The organism is Ruegeria sp. SATB027 (assembly GCF_059613825.1).
In genome coordinates, this window is the sequence record NZ_JBXWTH010000017.1 from 175,035 (window position 1) to 191,345 (window position 16,311).

A 16,311-nucleotide genomic window follows, 5' to 3' on the forward strand; every position below is an offset into this window, starting at 1 on the left:
GTCGGCGTCAATGATTTCGCGCAGATCCGGCTAAAAGGGGGCAGGGCATGAAGCTTTCGACCAAAGGGCGTTACGCGATGGTCGCTTTGGCGGATATTGCGCTTCAGCCAACAGACCGGCTGGTAACCCTGAGCGAAATCTCGGAACGGCAGGACATTTCTCTGCCGTATCTTGAGCAGCTTTTCGTCAAGCTGCGTCGCGCGGAACTGGTTGCTTCTGTCCGTGGGCCCGGAGGGGGGTATCGTCTTGCACGTCCCGCGTCCGAGATTCGCGTGGTCGAGGTTCTGGCCGCCGTGGATGAGACAGTTGATGCGCTGCAAAAAGGGGCCGGAGCATCCGGTGCGTCATCGGGTAGCAGGGCGCAATCCCTGACGAACCGCTTGTGGGAAAGCCTGAGCGCGCATGTTTATGTCTTCCTGCACCAGACGCGCCTGTCGGATGTGATCAGAAATGACCTTGCGCCTTGCCCGGCAGTTCCAAGCCTGTTTTCCGTCGTCGATGAATGAGCTGGGTAAGTCGAACATGCATATGAGTTCTGTGCAGGAAAAGATGTATCCATGAAACGTGTTTATCTGGATCATAACGCGACTACGCCGCTGCGACCCGAAGCGCGCGAGGCAATGATCGCGGCGATGGATGTGGTCGGGAACCCGTCATCTGTTCATGCGGAAGGACGTGCCGCAAAAGCGCTGGTCGAACGCGCGCGGGCTCAGGTCGCCGAGGCCGTCGGTTGCCGTCCGCAAGAGGTCATATTTACCTCTGGCGCGACCGAAGCGGCGCGGGTTCTGCAAAATCGCCCCGAAGGCTGCGACGTCTTTGTCGACAGCACTGCCCACGATGCGCTGTGGTCGCATTTCGATCTGACCCATTGCAGCGAGTATCCCTTTGGCCCCGGGCACGTATTGGCGATGGGGCTTGCGAACTCCGAAACCGGAGTCATCACGCAGCCGCCACAGAAAGTTGAGAACCAGTGGCCCTATGGCGCGCGGCGCGCGGACTGGCTGTTGCTGGATATTACGCAGGTTGTCGGACGCATTCCATTTTCCTTCGCCTGGAGCGGCGCTGATATGGCGATCCTGTCGGCGCATAAGATTGGCGGGCCAAAAGGTGTTGGCGCTTTGATCCTGCGGCAAGGTATCGATATCGAACCTTTGGCCAGCGGTGGCGGACAGGAAATGGGCCGAAGATCCGGTACTGAAAATGTGGTGGGTATTGCCGGATTTGGCGCGGCTGCCGAGGCTGCTCAGCGCGATCTGGCGGATGGAGTATGGGAAAAAGTCAGAGAACTTAGAAATATTCTAGAAAACGCCCTTGAGGCTGGTGCAATATCTACTATTTTTGTCGGGAAAGATCAGGAGCGACTCCCGAACACCCTGTGTTTCGCGACGCCCGGCTGGAAAGGCGAAACGCAGGTGATGCAGATGGATTTGTCTGGCTTTGCCATCAGTGCGGGATCCGCCTGTTCCAGCGGCAAGGTCAAAACCAGTCGGGTTCTGACGGCAATGGGATTTGATGAGACGGTGGCGTCATGCGCAATCCGCGTATCGTTGGGGCCAGAGACGACTGAAGAAGATGTGCTGCGTTTCGCCGAAACGTGGCTTGAAAAAGAGAAAAAGCATCGCGCGCGGGCTGCGTGATCTGACGGAGGGTAAGTCATGGCCGCTTTGGACCAGACCCAGGTGAAAGAAGGTGTCGACCAGGAAACCGTGGACGCGGTTCGCGAGGTCGGCACATACAAATATGGCTGGGACACCGATATCGAGATGGAATACGCGCCCAAAGGCGTGAACCCGGATATCGTCCGTCTGATCTCGGGGAAAAACGATGAGCCCGAGTGGATGACCGAATGGCGTCTGGCCGCGTTCGAGCGTTGGACCAAAATGGAAGAACCCAAATGGGCGATGGTTCACTATCCGCCAATCGATTTTCAAAACCAGTATTACTATGCCCGCCCCAAATCGATGGAAGAGAAGCCCAAATCTCTGGATGAGGTTGATCCAAAGCTGCTCGCCACTTACGAAAAGCTTGGTATCCCTCTGAAAGAACAGATGATTCTGGCTGGTGTTGAAGGGGCTGAGGATGCACCTGCCGAGGGCCGCAAGGTGGCGGTCGATGCAGTGTTTGACTCGGTTTCCGTGGGCACGACCTTTCAGGCCGAACTGAAAAAGGCAGGCGTGATCTTCTGCTCGATCTCTGAGGCGATCAAAGAGCATCCCGAATTGGTCAAGAAGTACCTGGGAACCGTGGTTCCCGTATCGGACAACTTCTATGCGACACTGAACTCGGCCGTATTCTCGGATGGCTCATTCGTCTACATCCCGCCGGGGGTTCGCTGCCCGATGGAGCTGAGCACCTATTTCCGGATCAACGCCGAGAACACGGGCCAGTTCGAACGCACTCTGATCATTGCTGACAAGGGCTCGTACGTCTCATATCTGGAAGGCTGTACCGCACCCCAGCGCGACACGGCACAACTGCATGCCGCTGTGGTCGAGATCATCGTCGAAGAAGATGCCGAGGTGAAATACTCGACCGTTCAGAACTGGTTTCCGGGGGATGAAAACGGCAAGGGCGGTATCTATAACTTCGTGACCAAACGCGCCGACTGCCGGGGTGACCGGTCCAAGGTGATGTGGACACAGGTGGAAACCGGATCAGCCGTGACATGGAAATACCCGTCCTGCATCCTGCGCGGCAATGAAAGCCAGGGTGAGTTCTATTCGATCGCGATAGCCAACAATTATCAGCAGGCCGACACCGGCACCAAGATGATTCATCTGGGCAGGAATACCAAGTCGCGCATCGTGTCCAAGGGCATCAGCGCGGGCAAGGCCCAGAACACCTATCGTGGACTTGTGTCGATGCACCCGAAAGCCAAGGACAGCCGGAACTACACGCAGTGTGACAGTCTGCTGATCGGCGACAAATGCGGCGCACATACGGTTCCCTATATCGAGGTCAAGAACAACTCGAGCCGCGTTGAGCACGAGGCGACGACGTCAAAAGTTGATGACGATCAGCTGTTCTACTGCCGTCAGCGCGGCATGGACGAGGAAGAAGCCGTGGCCCTGGTGGTCAACGGGTTCTGCAAAGATGTGCTTCAGGCGCTTCCAATGGAGTTTGCGATGGAAGCACAGCAGTTGGTTGCCATCTCACTTGAAGGTTCGGTTGGGTAATGACGCGGTCACCCGGAACCCGCATCCGTAAGGATGATGTGCTGACCTGGCTTGGGTACGCATTGCCGGTTCTGGGCGGTCTGCTTGGCGTGGCCTACGTCAACACCCATTACATGGAATTCATCAACCCGGTTTGGGCAGTAGGTGGCGGGGCAATCCTGGGTTGGATCCTCGCCAGACTGATCCGCAGAATACTGGGCTAGAACAATGCGGGGCCTCGGCGCCCCTTGCGATACGCAAAAGGACAAAAAATGCTGGAAATCAAAAACCTGCACGTACAGCTTGAAGAAGAAGACAAACAGATTCTCAAAGGTGTGAACCTGACGGTCGAGGCTGGCAAGGTACACGCGATTATGGGTCCGAACGGGTCGGGCAAATCGACCCTCAGCTATGTTCTGTCGGGGCGCGACGGGTACGAAGTGACTGAAGGTTCGGCTACTCTGGACGGTCAGGATCTGCTGGAGATGGAACCGGAAGAACGCGCGGCAGCGGGTGTTTTCCTTGCTTTCCAATACCCGGTTGAAATCCCCGGCGTTGGCAACATGACGTTCCTGCGCACCGCAGTAAACGCGCAGCGCAAGGCCCGTGGAGAAGAGGAACTGTCTGCCGCAGACTTCCTGAAAGAGGTGCGTGCCAAGGCCAAGACGCTGAAGATCGACGCAGAAATGCTCAAGCGTCCGGTCAATGTTGGTTTTTCGGGTGGTGAGAAAAAGCGTAACGAAATCCTGCAGATGGCCATGCTTGAACCAAAGATGTGCATCATGGACGAAACCGACTCGGGCCTGGATGTGGACGCGATGAAGCTGGTGGCCGAAGGTGTGAATGCCCTGCGGGACGAAGGCCGTGGGTTTCTGGTGATCACGCATTATCAGCGCCTGCTGGATCATATTAAACCGGATGTTGTGCATATTATGGCCAATGGTCGCATCGTTAAGACGGGCGGACCTGAACTGGCGCTTGAAGTTGAAAACAACGGTTATGCTGACATTCTGGCCGAGGTGAACTGATGGCTTTGCCGCAAGCGAAACAATCCGCAACCGAGGCGCGTCTGGCCGCGCTGACCATGCCTGACGCGGGCTGCACCCGTGGTGCACGAGAAGACGCTTTGGCGCGTGTTCTGGAATCCGGGCTGCCGGGGCGCCGGGATGAGTACTGGAAATACACTCAGCCCGACAGTCTGATTTCTGCCGAGGCTTTGCCTGCGGCGGTGTTTATCAATGATGAACCGGTACTATTCAACGACCTTGACCGTTTGAAAATAGTCTTTGTCGACGGGGTGTTCAGCGCCGAGGAATCCGATGATCTGTCGCTGGACGGTGTCAAGATCGACCGGATTGAAGACATCTGCTGCAAAGACATTCATTGGGCAAAAGACCTGTATGGCGTTCTGGAAGCGCGTGGCCAGTCCCCGGTTCAACGTCCGTTGGCTGCATTGAACACGGCCTTTGCGTCGGACGGCGTTGCCATTCACGTTACAGGCAAACCCTCTAAACCGATCAACCTGATCTATCGTCATGCCTCGCCGACATCCGATGCGATCCTCCATCACGTTATTCGCGTGGAAAGCGGGGCCGAGGTGACAATTCTTGAATCCGGCCCGGCGGCGTCGCGTTTCAACAAATGCATGGAAATTGAAATTGCCGACAAGGGGACGCTGCATCATGTGCGGGCGCAGGGCAGGGACCATGAACGTCGCGCCGCGACCCATATGTTCACGCGTTTGGGGGCAGAATCGGTCTACAAGTCCTTCACCTTGACGGCGAATGGGGTGCTGACCCGTAACGAACAGGTTGTTGAACTGACCGGGGACAATGCGGTGGCGCATGTGGCCGGGGCCTGTGTTGGGGATGGTGATTTCCACCATGATGACACGGTTTTCATCACCCATGACGCGGTGAATTGCGAAAGCCGTCAGGTCTTTAAGAAAGTTCTTCGCAACGGTGCGACCGGAGTGTTTCAGGGCAAGATCCTTGTAAAGGAAGGGGCTCAGAAAACTGACGGCTACCAAATCAGCCAATCGCTGCTTTTGGATGATGACAGCCAGTTCCTCGCCAAACCGGAGCTAGAGATCTACGCCGATGACGTGGCGTGTTCCCACGGCTCAACCTCGGGGGCGATTGACGAAACAGCGCTGTTCTATCTTCGGTCACGGGGTGTACCGGTCAAGGACGCGACCAACATGTTGACGCTGGCGTTCCTGGCCGAAGCGGTGGACGAAATCGAAAACAGTGCTTTGGCAGATGAAATCGTAAGCCGTCTGGAAGGGTGGCTGGCGCGTCGAAGCTGATGGCCCTGTCGTCGGATATCCTAGCAACGTACCGGGGGCCGGGGCGCGTGGTGCGCAGGCTTCTGGATATGGGCCAACGAGAAGACCGGGCGCTGATCTTTGTCATGGCTTTTTGTGTGGTGGCATTCATCGCCCAGATGCCTGGCCTTGCCCGTAAAGCGCATCTGGAAGGCGTTGAGCTGAATATGCTTCTGGGTGGTGCTCTGCTTGGATCAGTGTTCATTCTGCCCTTGGTTTTTTACACGCTGGCACTGGTATCTCATTGGGCGGCACGCCTGTTTGGCGGGCAGGGAAGCGCTTATGGTGCACGCCTGGCACTGTTCTGGGCGCTGTTATCCTCTGCGCCGCTGATTCTGCTGAACGGCCTTGTCGCCGGGTTCATCGGGCCAGGGCCTACCTTGACGTTTGTAGGTCTCGCCTGGGTTGCTGTTTTTGTCTGGTTCTGGGTATCCGGTTTCAGACAAGTGCAAAGGTCCGTCGCATGAATTCGAGTTTTCTGGGAAATCTGGCGGCCTTGACGATCAAGAACCCGTCCGAAGCGGCGCGACAACTGATGGCGCTCAAGCTGGGGCGAGAAGTGCTTTGGCTGGCATTTGCGCTGGCGGTCGTTTTGAACTGCGTTGTCCAATTGGGAATTGATCTGTCGATAACAGTGGCGGCGGGTCAACCCTCTCCTGCGCTCGAAAGCATTCCCATGGTTTTGGTGCGCTCAGCCGGGGCCATGATGCTGAGCATTGTCGCGTTTCTGCTGGTCGGGCGGATGTTTGGAGGTCTGGCGAGGTTCGATGATCTGATGGTTCTGACGATCTGGCTACAGTTCCTGCAAATAGCCGCCTTGGTCGTGACGCTGATCTTGAGCCTGACCCTACCGTTCCTGATGATGATGACATTGTTGGCGACAGCAATCCTGAGCCTTTACGTCACGCTTCATTTTCTGAACGAAGCGCATCAGCTCGGGTCGCTCTGGAAATCCTTTGCGGTAATTGTGTTGTCAGCCCTTGTCGCCATCCCTTTTGTTCTGTTTCTAAGCCCAACCGGGCCCGTCTAGGAATACCACTCTTATGTATGATGTGCAGAAAATCCGCTCTGACTTTCCGATCCTGTCGCGTCAGGTGAATGGCAAGCCTTTGACGTATCTCGACAATGGTGCTTCGGCTCAGAAACCTCAGGTGGTCATTGACGCGGTGACGCGGGCCTATGCCGAGGAGTATTCGAATGTCCATCGTGGCCTGCATTTTCTGTCCAATCTTGCGACAGAGAAATACGAGGCCGTTCGTGGCACGATCGCGCGGTTTCTGGGGGCATCGAACGAGAATGAGATCGTCCTGAACTCTGGTACCACCGAAGGGATAAACCTGATCGCCTATGGCTGGGCTATGCCGCGACTTGAAGCGGGGGATGAGATCGTTCTGAGTGTGATGGAGCACCATGCAAACATCGTACCCTGGCATTTCCTGCGCGAACGACAGGGCGTTGTGCTGAAATGGGTCGATGTCGACGCAGAGGGCGGGCTTGACCCTCAGGCGGTAATCGATGCAATCGGGCCGAAAACCAAGCTGGTTGCTGTGACGCACTGCTCGAACGTGCTGGGTACGGTCGTGGATGTCAAAGCCATAACTGATGGCGCACATGCCAAGGGCGTTCCGGTTCTGGTTGATGGCAGTCAGGGTGCCGTTCACATGCCAGTAAATGTCGAAGAGATCGGGTGCGATTTCTACGCAATCACAGGCCACAAGCTTTATGGTCCGTCAGGGTCGGGTGCGATTTTCATCAAATCCGAACGCATGGCTGAAATGCGCCCCTTTATCGGTGGCGGCGACATGATCAAAGAGGTCAGCAAGGATCAGGTCATCTATAATGACCCGCCAATGAAGTTCGAGGCCGGCACGCCGGGGATCGTTCAGACCATCGGTCTTGGCGTAGCGCTGGAGTATATGATGGACCTGGGGATGGAAAACATCGCTGCCCATGAATCCAGCTTGCGCGATTACGCGATGCAACGTCTGACCGGACTGAACTGGTTGCAGGTTCAGGGCACTCGCCCGGACAAGGCCGCGATTTTCAGCTTTACGCTGGACGGTGCTGGCCATGCACACGACGTTTCTACCATTCTCGACAAGAAAGGTGTTGCGGTTCGTGCCGGTCACCACTGTGCAGGGCCGCTGATGGACCACCTGGGGGTGACGGCAACATGCCGCGCCAGTTTTGGTCTCTATAACACTACCGATGAAGTAGATACGCTGATCGAAGCGCTTGAATTGGCGCATGATCTGTTTGCCTGATTTTGGTCTTGATAAGGGTGCGGCAATCGCGATTTGCAGTTGCACCCGGATTGGAACAAGGTTAGCTAACGGCCAAGGCACCTGTAGCTCAACTGGATAGAGCGCTGCCCTCCGAAGGCAGAGGCCAGAGGTTCGAATCCTCTCAGGTGCGCCACCCAATATTCAACGTCGGATTGAAATCGGAAGCCCTGAACAGCGGACTTGTCGATTGGATTGCTTAATGCGTTGATCGTGCAGTCATCACAACGGCCCATGAGTGCAAAAATACTGCTGAGTTGCAGTATTTGAGGGAGGGATTCGCTGTCGGGTATCGGGGGTTATTGTAGTAGCTGATTTGGCGGCTCTGCCGCCAACCGCCACGAATGTTAGAAAACCGAGTGAGAAACTCAGTCAGTCAAAAGTTCCAAACAGAACCGATGTGTTCAGGTTTTACCCGCGCCAGGTGCGAACTACGCCGCAATCCATGTGTACGAAGTTCGATCCATAATACTGACCAACACCGCCTGCGCGGCACGACATCGCCGCCTTGGCCATCTGCGATACCGAGCGGGAGGCAAGGCGCAAATCAGCTGCTTGCCCTTCCATGTGAAGCGAGTTGCGCGCCACACGGCGGGACCGGGAACGCAGCATTGCGTTGGTCTGAGGTGAGCGATAGCCGGACAACAGCATGTAGGGTTCGTTGACATCCAGCAGGCTGTGTGATGCCGCCATGATATCAATCGTGCGTAAATCGATGGATTTTACCTGATCTGTGCGCCAATCACGCATGAAGTTGTTCACTTCTTTGACAGCGTCCTTGATATACTTACCATCGACCCAATAGATCATATCCAACCGTTCGCCAGTGCGACCGGAATACATACGAATGCGACGAATATCGCCGCCACCGCGTAAAAAGCCTGCTGCGTTGGAGTAGGTGGGTGCTGCTACGACTGCCGTTGCTGCAAACGCTCCCAATAGGGCACGCCGGGTCAAGCCCGAGGAACTGCTCTCTGTCATTTTGGTTTCGTCCCGTACTGTTCCTGCCTGCACACGATGTTACGTGCACTGTCTTAATTATTCCCATCCCAGATGCGGGATTTATGGCACAATCGGATTCGACGGCCAAGAAGTGTTTCATTTTCACCTTTTCAAGGGGGAATTTTCGGCAGTTTTTTGCGCATTTGCCACAGAGCATCACAAATATTTCGCAGTTGTGGGCTTTGGGCCGCGCAGCCGATGCAAACGCGCATCAGGCCCACGAAGAAGCGATTTGGTAAGGATATCGTGAGTGGACAAGCGTTCTGGCGCGACTGCATAGTTGTTCGACGTATAAATCACCAGTTCAAACTATTGAATTCCAAGGCCATCCTATGTTTTCTGTTCTCCGCACCAGTACCAGCATCCTGTTTGCCGCGTGTTTCGTGGCTACTGCATCCGTCGCCAATGTGTCGTCCGAAGCTACGCCAGGAACTGCGTTTCAGATGGCGATGGCTGAACATACTCAGCAGGCGCCGCAACTGGTTGAGTTCTACCGGGCAAACGGATTTTCGCCGCTTTGGGTCGGCGATACGCCTGAACACACTCAACGCCGCGCGGCGCTGATAAATGCGCTTACGAATGCGCATCTGCACGGCCTTCCACAGGCCGAGCCGACTGTTGCCGCCGTGATGGAGAAGATGGAAAAGGCCCGTTCGGTGCGCGATCTCGGTGCGGTTGAAGCAGAATTGAGCCGTATCTTTGTCGAATATGCCGACGCGCTTTATGCGGGCGCAATCCGGCCCGGCAGTGTGGATGATGGGCTGGTTCGGTCCGTAGAACGACGCAGCACAGTTGAGCATTTGCAGGGAATAAGCACTCTGGGCGCGGCCTACTTTACAGCCCTGGCGCCGCAATCACATCAATACCGCGCATTGATGAAGCAGAAGTTGTCCTTGGAAAAGCTGGTGTTTCAAGGGGGATGGGGACCAACAGTTCCCGAAAGCAAACTGGAATACGGCGACACGGGACCGAATGTTGTCAAGCTGCGCGACCGTCTGGTGGTGATGGGTTACATGAAACCGTCCGCCAGCCCGTCTTTCGACAGCGCGTTGCTTGAAGGCGTTCGTGCCTTTCAATCCGCGCATGGGCTTGAAACCGATGGTGTGGCGGGCAAGGGGACGATTGCTGAAATTAACCGTCCAGCCACAGACCGGTTGAAAGCCGTTTACGTTGCGTTGGAACGCGAACGCTGGCTGCCTCGGGAACGCGGCACGCGTCATATCCTTGTGAACCAAGCCGACTTCACGGCCAAGATCGTGGACGAAGGGCAAGTCACTTTTGAAACCCGCGCAGTCATCGGTAAAAATGTGCATGATCGAAGAAGTCCGGAATTTTCGGATGAGATGGAGCATATGGTGATCAACCCAAGCTGGCATGTTCCCCGCTCGATCGTGACCAAGGAATACCTTCCGAAACTGCAATCAAACCCGAATTCCGTGGGCCATATTCTGATAACTGACAGAAGCGGCAGGCAGGTCGATCGGGGTGCGGTGGACTTTACCCAGTTCACGACCAGCAATTTTCCCTTCGCAATGCGTCAACCGCCCAGCCAAAGCAATGCGCTGGGTCTGGTGAAGTTCATGTTCCCCAATAAGCACAACATCTATCTGCATGATACTCCACAGAAAAACCTGTTCTCGCGCGAAGTTCGGGCCTTTTCACATGGGTGTATCCGCTTGGCCCAGCCCTTTGAATTTGCATACGCCTTGCTGGCCAAACAAGAGGAAGATCCAAAGGCATTCTTCCATCGCGTTCTGAACACCGGAAAAGAGACCAAAGTTAATTTGGAACAGAAAGTTCCGGTGCATCTGATTTACCGCACGGCCTATATCGGGCCCAAAGGTGAAGTGCAGTATCGCCGCGATGTCTATGGGCGGGACGGCAAGATTTGGGATGCCCTACAAAAGGCAGGGGTGGCCCTGCCGGACGTTCAGGGGTAAGCACAGGGCAAATCCTGCCAAAAGGAAGCCCGCCATGCAGTTTACCGTACAACAGATTGCCGAGTCTCTGGGTGCCGAATGTCAGGGCGATGGCGGCCTGACGATCGTGCGCGCCGCCGAACCGGGCGATGCAGGCCCGACAGATTTGGCGATGGCTATGTCTCCGAAATACGCCGAGGCGCTTACCAACGGAGCCGCTCGTGCGGCCGTCCTATGGGAAGGGGCCGACTGGCAGTCGATGGGATTGCGTGCGGCGATTTTTGTAAAACGTCCCCGTATGGCGATGGCTGGCATCACTTCCATGCTGGACCGGGGGCAAGGGGTCGAGCCGGGGATTCACCCCTCGGCCGTGATAGACCCGACCGCTGAAATTGGTCTGGATGTGGCGATTGGTCCGTTGGTTGTTGTGGGCGCGCGCGCCCGGATCGGCGCGGGCTCTGTCATAGGCGCACATTGCGTGGTGGGAATGGACGCCGTATTGGGCGACCAGGCGGTGTTGCGCGAAATGGTCAGCATTGGCGCACGGGCGCAGATCGGAGATCGTTTTATTGCGCAACCCGGTGCCCGGATCGGCGGGGACGGGTTCAGTTTTGTAACACCCGAAGTCTCGGGCGTCGAAAATGTACGCAAGACAATGGGCGATCAGGGTGAGGCCAAAGCTCAGAGCTGGCTGCGCATTCATTCGCTGGGCGCTGTGGAAATCGGTGATGACGTTGAAATTGGTGCGAATTGCACAATCGACAATGGCACGATCCGAAATACGTATATTGGCCACGGTTCCAAGTTGGATAACCTGGTCCATGTCGGGCACAACACCCGAGTCGGTCAGGACTGCCTGTTGTGCGGTCAGACTGGTGTGTCGGGTTCGGTTGAGATCGGAAACAACGTGGTTCTGGGCGGTCAGACCGGCGTTGTCGACAACATATTCATCGGGGATGGGGTTATTGCCGGTGGCGGCACCAAGATACTTTCCAACGTGCCTGCTGGTCGCGTGATCATGGGGTATCCCGGCGTCAAAATGGAAACGCATACGGACATCTACAAGGCACAACGGCGTTTGCCCCGTATGGCACGCGACGTCGAGGCATTGAAAAAGGCTGTTTTCAAACAGACCCCGAGCGATTAAATCAACCTCAAACTGATAATCAGGGGATCGACATGAGCATCAGCGACCGCGTCATCGCGATCATTGCAGAGCAGGCCGTTCTGGAGCCATCGGATGTAACGCCCGAAAGCACGCTGGAAGATCTGGGTATCGACAGCCTAGGGCTGGTCGAAAGCATATTTGCCATCGAGGAAGAGTTCGACATTTCGATTCCTTTCAATGCCAACGAGCCCGAGGCCAACGATTTTGATATCTCCAATGTGGCCGCGATCATCTCTGGGATCGAAAAGCTTGTGTCGGAAAAGGTCTGACACACGCTCATGAAACGCGTTGTCATTACCGGAGCAGGTACGATCAATTCGCTGGGCCATTCGGTCCCTGACACGCTGGAAGCAATGCGCGAAGGTCGTTGTGGTATTTCGGAACTTGAATTCCGGGATGTTGATCGGTTGGCCATCAAGATCGGCGGACAGGTTCGGGGGTTCGAGGCGGAAGGGCGGTTCAACCGACAGCAGATGTCGCTGTACGACCGTTTCACCCAATTCACCCTGACAGCAGCCAAAGAGGCGATTGAACAGTCGGGCATCGAATTTCACGGCGAACTCGCGGCCAGATCAGGCGTCGTTCTGGGGACCGCGGGTGGTGGTGTTTCGACTTGGGATGACAATTACCGTTCCGTTTATGAGGACGGGAAGAACAGGGTACACCCCTTTGTCGTTCCAAAGCTCATGAACAATGCCGCCGCCAGTCATGTTTCAATGGAACATAACCTAAAAGGCCCCAGTTTCACCGTGTCGACGGCATGTGCGTCATCAAACCATGCGATGGCTCAGGCTTTTCAGATGGTGCGTAGCGGCGCGGCTCCGGTCATGGTTACGGGCGGGTCCGAATCTATGTTGTGTTTCGGCGGTGTAAAAGCCTGGGAAGGTCTGCGCGTGATGTCGAAAGACGCGTGCCGCCCGTTCAGTGCCAACCGCAACGGAATGGTGCAGGGCGAAGGGGCTGGTGTCTTTGTCTTTGAGGAATACGAACACGCCCGCGCCCGAGGGGCCGAAATACTGTGCGAAGTTGTCGGCTTTGCCATGTCATCGGATGCCTCGGACATTGTGATGCCCAGCAAACAAGGGGCCGCGCGTGCCATGGCCGGTGCCTTGGCCGATGCGAAGCTGAACGCAAAAGATGTGGGTTATATCAACGCGCATGGCACCGGAACAGCTGCAAATGACAAGACCGAATGCGCAGCCGTGGCCGACGTGTTTGGGCCGCACGCAGACGATCTGATGATATCGTCCACGAAGTCCATGCACGGCCACCTGATAGGCGGGACCGGAGCTGTTGAGCTGCTGGCCTGCATCATGGCACTGCGGGACGGTGTCATTGCACCGACGATTGGATATGAGGAACCGGACCCGGAATGCGCGTTGGACGTGGTACCGAACGAAGCACGCGAAGCAAAGGTCGACGTCGCGCTTAGCAACGCATTCGCCTTTGGTGGGTTGAATGCCGTACTGGCCCTGAAGCGGGTTTAACGCTTCAATAATTTTTCTGCCGAACGCCGCCAGCAAAAAAGGCGGCGTTTCTAGTTTTTCCGGTGACTCAGTTCTCCAGTACCGTTAGCTGGTCATATCCTTTTGTGAATCCAGCCAATGAAACGTCAATCTGCAATAGTTGGGAGGGTGCAAGGACAGAGACAAGAGAGAGGGTTGCCTTACTACCTGCTTTCAGAGCATCGACATCCCCCTCGGTAAAGCCCAATTGGGCTACGCAGCCGACGGGGTTACAATGATGGTAATTGTATCTTTTACTAGGAGCACCGTCGATGGACAGTGCGATTTGTGCCTGAAGCAGAGTTTCCAGAGGAACAATAAGACTCGCGCCGGCGATTGCCGCGGAGCCTCGTGGTAATTTGTTTACGGATACTTCAGCAATCGGTTGGCCTTCTTCCCCTAGCAGAATTTGGCGAAGCCAACAGGGGTCATTGCCATCCTCAGTTTTGATACAGGTGATTTTCCAGTCACCGCTTTCCTCTTTGAGGTACTGTTCACCGACGCGGGGTCCACTCTCTCCCAGGTCGAGATCGGAAGCGACTTCCGTTTGTGGCGCTTCAGTCTGCAGCTGGTTTTCTTGGGTTGTGTCCTGTGCATACGCCGCACCGGAAAGCAGAACAGCGGCGACCGTGTTGAACGAGAGGATTTTCTTGAACATGAATGCCTCGGGTTGATGATTGATCTTTTTGCTTCGTTTAACACTCTTCTGAACCAGTGTCAGGCACTAACAGAACAGCCTTTGCGAACGTGAACGGATTCTTGCCTGAGGCCTGGAACCGCACCTTCGGAGATTAGAAAAAGGGAGCTGTTCGACCAGCTCCCTTCCCCATAAGTTTCTCCCCGTCGGACTGGCCGACTTATTTATGCGCAAACCCTACGGAAGGGGCGCACACGGGTCAACAGCTATCCTCATTTTTTAATCTATGCGCCAGAATAATAATCCGATGGCCAAACCAAAAAGGCCGTGCCAGCAGGCACGGCCAGTCGACAGGGAGGAAGTCTGCCTCGCAATGCAAGGCAAATAGACTATCGCAGTCAAAGGTTAACTTTGTATGCTGGCGGCAGATCGGTGAACAATAAGGCAATGTTAATGGGCACGAATATTTTTTTGGGCGGTGGCGGTGAAAACTATGGCCAGCCGCAGGAACTGGCGTTGAAATATGCCAACCGCCACGGGTTGATTGCCGGGGCAACTGGTACCGGCAAAACCGTGACATTGCAGATTCTTGCAGAAGGTTTTTCTCAGGCGGGTGTCCCGGTATTCCTCTCGGATGTGAAAGGGGATCTGTCTGGTCTGGCCCTTCCTGGAAGCGCGACCCACAAACTGCATCAGGCCTTTCAGGACCGGGCCGGTCGGATCGGGTTCGAGGATTTTGCCTATTCTGCTTGTCCGGTGACTTTCTGGGATCTGTTCGGTGAACAGGGCCATCCGGTGCGTACGACAGTGACAGAAATGGGCCCGCTGTTGCTGTCGCGGTTACTGGAGTTGAGCGAGGCGCAGGAAGGTATCCTGAATATCGCATTCCGCGTGGCCGACGAAGAAGGGATGCCGTTGCTGGACCTTAAGGACCTACAGGCGTTGCTGGTCTGGATCGGAGAGAATCGGGCGCAACTGTCATTGCGATACGGCAATGTATCCACGTCCTCGATTGGGGCGATTCAGCGACGTCTGCTGGTCCTCGAGAATCAGGGTGGTACAAAGCTGTTTGGCGAGCCTGCACTGGATCTGGCCGATCTGATGCGAACTGACGAAAACGGGCAGGGAATGGTGAACATTCTGGCATCAGACCAGCTGATGGCAGCCCCACGGCTATATGCAACGTTTTTGTTGTGGCTGTTGAGTGAACTGTTCGAAGAGCTGCCAGAGGTCGGAGACCCCGAAAAACCAAAGCTGGTGTTCTTTTTTGACGAAGCCCATCTGTTGTTCGACGATGCGCCAAAGGTTCTGGTGGACAAGGTCGAACAGGTCGCCCGCCTGATCCGTTCAAAGGGTGTGGGTGTATACTTCATTACTCAAAGCCCCGCCGATATCCCGGAAGATATTCTTGGACAGCTGGGCAACCGTATTCAGCACGCATTAAGGGCATTCACGGCGCGGGATCGAAAGAACCTGCGGCTGGCCGCTGAAACCTATCGCGAGAACCCTACTTTTGACACGGAAACGGCAATTCGCGAAGTCGGTGTGGGGGAGGCCGTCACCTCAATGCTGCAAAAGAAAGGTGTTCCGGGCGTGGTCGAGCGTACGCTTATTCGTCCGCCGGGATCTCAGCTGGGGCCTATTTCAGATGCCGAACGCCGGGATATCCTTGCCGCCTCGGCGATGGCAGGGAAATACGACAAGAGCGTAGATCGAAAATCAGCCTTCGAGATTCTTCAGGCGCGGGCCCAAGCTGCGGCCAATGCCGCTGAACTGGCCGAATCCGACGAAGTTCTTGAGGCGCAATCGCCGATCGAACGCGAATATTCTTCGGCCCGCAGATATTCGGGCAGCCGGGTCGGCCGGTCCTCCTCCCGGGTTGAGCGCAAGCAGGACACGTTTGCCACGGCAATGACCGAAGCGGTGATCAAAGAGCTTAAGGGCACAACCGGGCGCCGGATCGTGCGCGGTATCCTCGGCGGATTGTTTCGCAACAGGTAAAAACGTAGCGTCCTTGGTGGGCGCTACAGCGTTTACTTCAGTCGGCGTTGGCCTTCCTGGCGACAATAGGCGTCAGCCTCGGGAACAGACATCTTCGTGGCTGGGAAGTCGATTGCACGGTCCCAGGTCACGCGATCCTGACGATACAACTGACAGGTCACGACACCTTTAGGTGTCTGAACCTTGACGGGCGTCGTCTCAAGATCTTCGAGGCTGGGAACACAAGCGGATACCGCAACCGCAATAGCCGGAAACAGAATGAGTGATTTCAGATGTGGTGCTTTCATTTTCTACTCTTATCTACTCGTCTTGTTGA

Annotated in this window: 17 protein-coding genes and 1 tRNA gene; 15 read left to right on the plus strand and 3 right to left on the minus strand. The window is 55.7% G+C overall.

The window, feature by feature from the left end; all coding sequences use genetic code 11:
• Positions 1 to 47: 47 nt before the first annotated feature.
• From iscR to AC2FPW_RS02840, 10 genes are all read left to right on the plus strand, one after another.
• Positions 48 to 506 (plus strand): Fe-S cluster assembly transcriptional regulator IscR, encoded by a 459-nt coding sequence (gene iscR / locus AC2FPW_RS02795; RefSeq protein WP_496812488.1) that lies wholly within the window; start codon positions 48 to 50, stop codon positions 504 to 506.
• 51 nt (positions 507 to 557) lie between these two features.
• Complete coding sequence (locus tag AC2FPW_RS02800) at positions 558 to 1,637, plus strand: cysteine desulfurase family protein (protein ID WP_496812489.1); 1,080 nt, start codon at positions 558 to 560, stop codon at positions 1,635 to 1,637.
• Between the two features lie 18 nt (positions 1,638 to 1,655).
• Positions 1,656 to 3,176 (plus strand): Fe-S cluster assembly protein SufB, encoded by a 1,521-nt coding sequence (sufB, locus tag AC2FPW_RS02805; RefSeq protein WP_267365773.1) that lies wholly within the window; start codon positions 1,656 to 1,658, stop codon positions 3,174 to 3,176.
• Complete coding sequence (locus AC2FPW_RS02810; protein WP_496812491.1) at positions 3,176 to 3,379, plus strand: hypothetical protein; 204 nt, start codon at positions 3,176 to 3,178, stop codon at positions 3,377 to 3,379. Before sufB ends, AC2FPW_RS02810 begins: the two co-directional genes overlap by 1 nt.
• A gap of 48 nt (positions 3,380 to 3,427) precedes the next feature.
• Entirely contained in the window at positions 3,428 to 4,183 is a 756-nt protein-coding gene (sufC, locus tag AC2FPW_RS02815; RefSeq protein WP_496812492.1) for a Fe-S cluster assembly ATPase SufC, read from the plus strand.
• Positions 4,183 to 5,463, plus strand: coding sequence for a SufB/SufD family protein (locus AC2FPW_RS02820; RefSeq protein WP_496812493.1), 1,281 nt, complete (start codon positions 4,183 to 4,185; stop codon positions 5,461 to 5,463). Before sufC ends, AC2FPW_RS02820 begins: the two co-directional genes overlap by 1 nt.
• A complete protein-coding gene (locus AC2FPW_RS02825; RefSeq protein ID WP_496812585.1) occupies positions 5,463 to 5,948 on the plus strand; it encodes a YIP1 family protein in 486 nt (161 codons plus the stop codon). The genes AC2FPW_RS02820 and AC2FPW_RS02825 overlap by 1 nt, the downstream gene beginning before the upstream one ends.
• Positions 5,945 to 6,511 carry a YIP1 family protein gene (locus AC2FPW_RS02830; protein ID WP_480557851.1) on the plus strand — a complete coding sequence of 189 codons (567 nt, stop codon included), beginning with the start codon at positions 5,945 to 5,947 and terminating at the stop codon, positions 6,509 to 6,511. Before AC2FPW_RS02825 ends, AC2FPW_RS02830 begins: the two co-directional genes overlap by 4 nt.
• 13 nt (positions 6,512 to 6,524) lie before the next feature.
• The gene (locus tag AC2FPW_RS02835) at positions 6,525 to 7,745 is read left to right on the plus strand and encodes a cysteine desulfurase (protein WP_496812494.1); all 1,221 of its coding nucleotides are present in this window, start codon (positions 6,525 to 6,527) and stop codon (positions 7,743 to 7,745) included.
• Positions 7,746 to 7,822: 77 nt separating this feature from the next.
• A tRNA-Arg gene (locus AC2FPW_RS02840) sits at positions 7,823 to 7,899 on the plus strand.
• Between the two features lie 275 nt (positions 7,900 to 8,174).
• Here AC2FPW_RS02840 and mepK read toward each other — a convergent pair.
• Positions 8,175 to 8,744, minus strand: a complete 570-nt coding sequence (gene mepK / locus AC2FPW_RS02845; RefSeq protein ID WP_480480893.1) for a peptidoglycan L,D-endopeptidase MepK — start codon at positions 8,742 to 8,744, stop codon at positions 8,175 to 8,177.
• 353 nt (positions 8,745 to 9,097) lie between these two features.
• Here mepK and AC2FPW_RS02850 point away from each other — a divergent pair, with 353 nt between their 5' ends.
• From AC2FPW_RS02850 to AC2FPW_RS02865, 4 genes are read left to right on the plus strand one after another with little or no spacing between them, the layout of a single operon-like run.
• Positions 9,098 to 10,705: a L,D-transpeptidase family protein gene (locus AC2FPW_RS02850; RefSeq protein WP_496812495.1), complete on the plus strand. Its 1,608-nt coding sequence runs from the start codon at positions 9,098 to 9,100 to the stop codon at positions 10,703 to 10,705.
• A 34-nt stretch (positions 10,706 to 10,739) separates the two neighbouring features.
• Positions 10,740 to 11,831, plus strand: coding sequence for a UDP-3-O-(3-hydroxymyristoyl)glucosamine N-acyltransferase (locus AC2FPW_RS02855; protein ID WP_496812496.1), 1,092 nt, complete (start codon positions 10,740 to 10,742; stop codon positions 11,829 to 11,831).
• A 32-nt stretch (positions 11,832 to 11,863) separates the two neighbouring features.
• On the plus strand, positions 11,864 to 12,121 hold the full coding sequence (locus AC2FPW_RS02860; protein WP_171723262.1) for an acyl carrier protein: 258 nt from the start codon (positions 11,864 to 11,866) through the stop codon (positions 12,119 to 12,121).
• Positions 12,122 to 12,130: 9 nt separating this feature from the next.
• A complete protein-coding gene (locus AC2FPW_RS02865) occupies positions 12,131 to 13,339 on the plus strand; it encodes a beta-ketoacyl-[acyl-carrier-protein] synthase family protein (RefSeq protein WP_267366704.1) in 1,209 nt (402 codons plus the stop codon).
• Between the two features lie 67 nt (positions 13,340 to 13,406).
• Here the strand turns inward: AC2FPW_RS02865 and AC2FPW_RS02870 are convergent, their stop codons facing one another.
• Positions 13,407 to 14,015, minus strand: coding sequence for an invasion associated locus B family protein (locus AC2FPW_RS02870; protein WP_496812497.1), 609 nt, complete (start codon positions 14,013 to 14,015; stop codon positions 13,407 to 13,409).
• Between the two features lie 432 nt (positions 14,016 to 14,447).
• Here AC2FPW_RS02870 and AC2FPW_RS02875 point away from each other — a divergent pair, with 432 nt between their 5' ends.
• Positions 14,448 to 15,995 carry a helicase HerA-like domain-containing protein gene (locus AC2FPW_RS02875; RefSeq protein WP_496812498.1) on the plus strand — a complete coding sequence of 516 codons (1,548 nt, stop codon included), beginning with the start codon at positions 14,448 to 14,450 and terminating at the stop codon, positions 15,993 to 15,995.
• A 32-nt stretch (positions 15,996 to 16,027) separates the two neighbouring features.
• On the opposite strand, the gene AC2FPW_RS02880 is transcribed toward AC2FPW_RS02875, so the two are convergent.
• A complete protein-coding gene (locus tag AC2FPW_RS02880; RefSeq protein WP_496812499.1) occupies positions 16,028 to 16,282 on the minus strand; it encodes a hypothetical protein in 255 nt (84 codons plus the stop codon).
• Between the last annotated feature and the right edge of the window lie 29 nt (positions 16,283 to 16,311).

Coding starts and splice junctions, on each gene's coding strand:
- iscR (WP_496812488.1), top strand. CDS start 48: ATGAAGCTTTCGACCAAAGGGCGTTACGCGATGGTCGCTTTGGCGGAT.
- AC2FPW_RS02800 (WP_496812489.1), top strand. CDS start 558: ATGAAACGTGTTTATCTGGATCATAACGCGACTACGCCGCTGCGACCC.
- sufB (WP_267365773.1), top strand. CDS start 1,656: ATGGCCGCTTTGGACCAGACCCAGGTGAAAGAAGGTGTCGACCAGGAA.
- AC2FPW_RS02810 (WP_496812491.1), top strand. CDS start 3,176: ATGACGCGGTCACCCGGAACCCGCATCCGTAAGGATGATGTGCTGACC.
- sufC (WP_496812492.1), top strand. CDS start 3,428: ATGCTGGAAATCAAAAACCTGCACGTACAGCTTGAAGAAGAAGACAAA.
- AC2FPW_RS02820 (WP_496812493.1), top strand. CDS start 4,183: ATGGCTTTGCCGCAAGCGAAACAATCCGCAACCGAGGCGCGTCTGGCC.
- AC2FPW_RS02825 (WP_496812585.1), top strand. CDS start 5,463: ATGGCCCTGTCGTCGGATATCCTAGCAACGTACCGGGGGCCGGGGCGC.
- AC2FPW_RS02830 (WP_480557851.1), top strand. CDS start 5,945: ATGAATTCGAGTTTTCTGGGAAATCTGGCGGCCTTGACGATCAAGAAC.
- AC2FPW_RS02835 (WP_496812494.1), top strand. CDS start 6,525: ATGTATGATGTGCAGAAAATCCGCTCTGACTTTCCGATCCTGTCGCGT.
- mepK (WP_480480893.1), bottom strand. CDS start 8,744: ATGACAGAGAGCAGTTCCTCGGGCTTGACCCGGCGTGCCCTATTGGGA.
- AC2FPW_RS02850 (WP_496812495.1), top strand. CDS start 9,098: ATGTTTTCTGTTCTCCGCACCAGTACCAGCATCCTGTTTGCCGCGTGT.
- AC2FPW_RS02855 (WP_496812496.1), top strand. CDS start 10,740: ATGCAGTTTACCGTACAACAGATTGCCGAGTCTCTGGGTGCCGAATGT.
- AC2FPW_RS02860 (WP_171723262.1), top strand. CDS start 11,864: ATGAGCATCAGCGACCGCGTCATCGCGATCATTGCAGAGCAGGCCGTT.
- AC2FPW_RS02865 (WP_267366704.1), top strand. CDS start 12,131: ATGAAACGCGTTGTCATTACCGGAGCAGGTACGATCAATTCGCTGGGC.
- AC2FPW_RS02870 (WP_496812497.1), bottom strand. CDS start 14,015: ATGTTCAAGAAAATCCTCTCGTTCAACACGGTCGCCGCTGTTCTGCTT.
- AC2FPW_RS02875 (WP_496812498.1), top strand. CDS start 14,448: ATGGGCACGAATATTTTTTTGGGCGGTGGCGGTGAAAACTATGGCCAG.
- AC2FPW_RS02880 (WP_496812499.1), bottom strand. CDS start 16,282: ATGAAAGCACCACATCTGAAATCACTCATTCTGTTTCCGGCTATTGCG.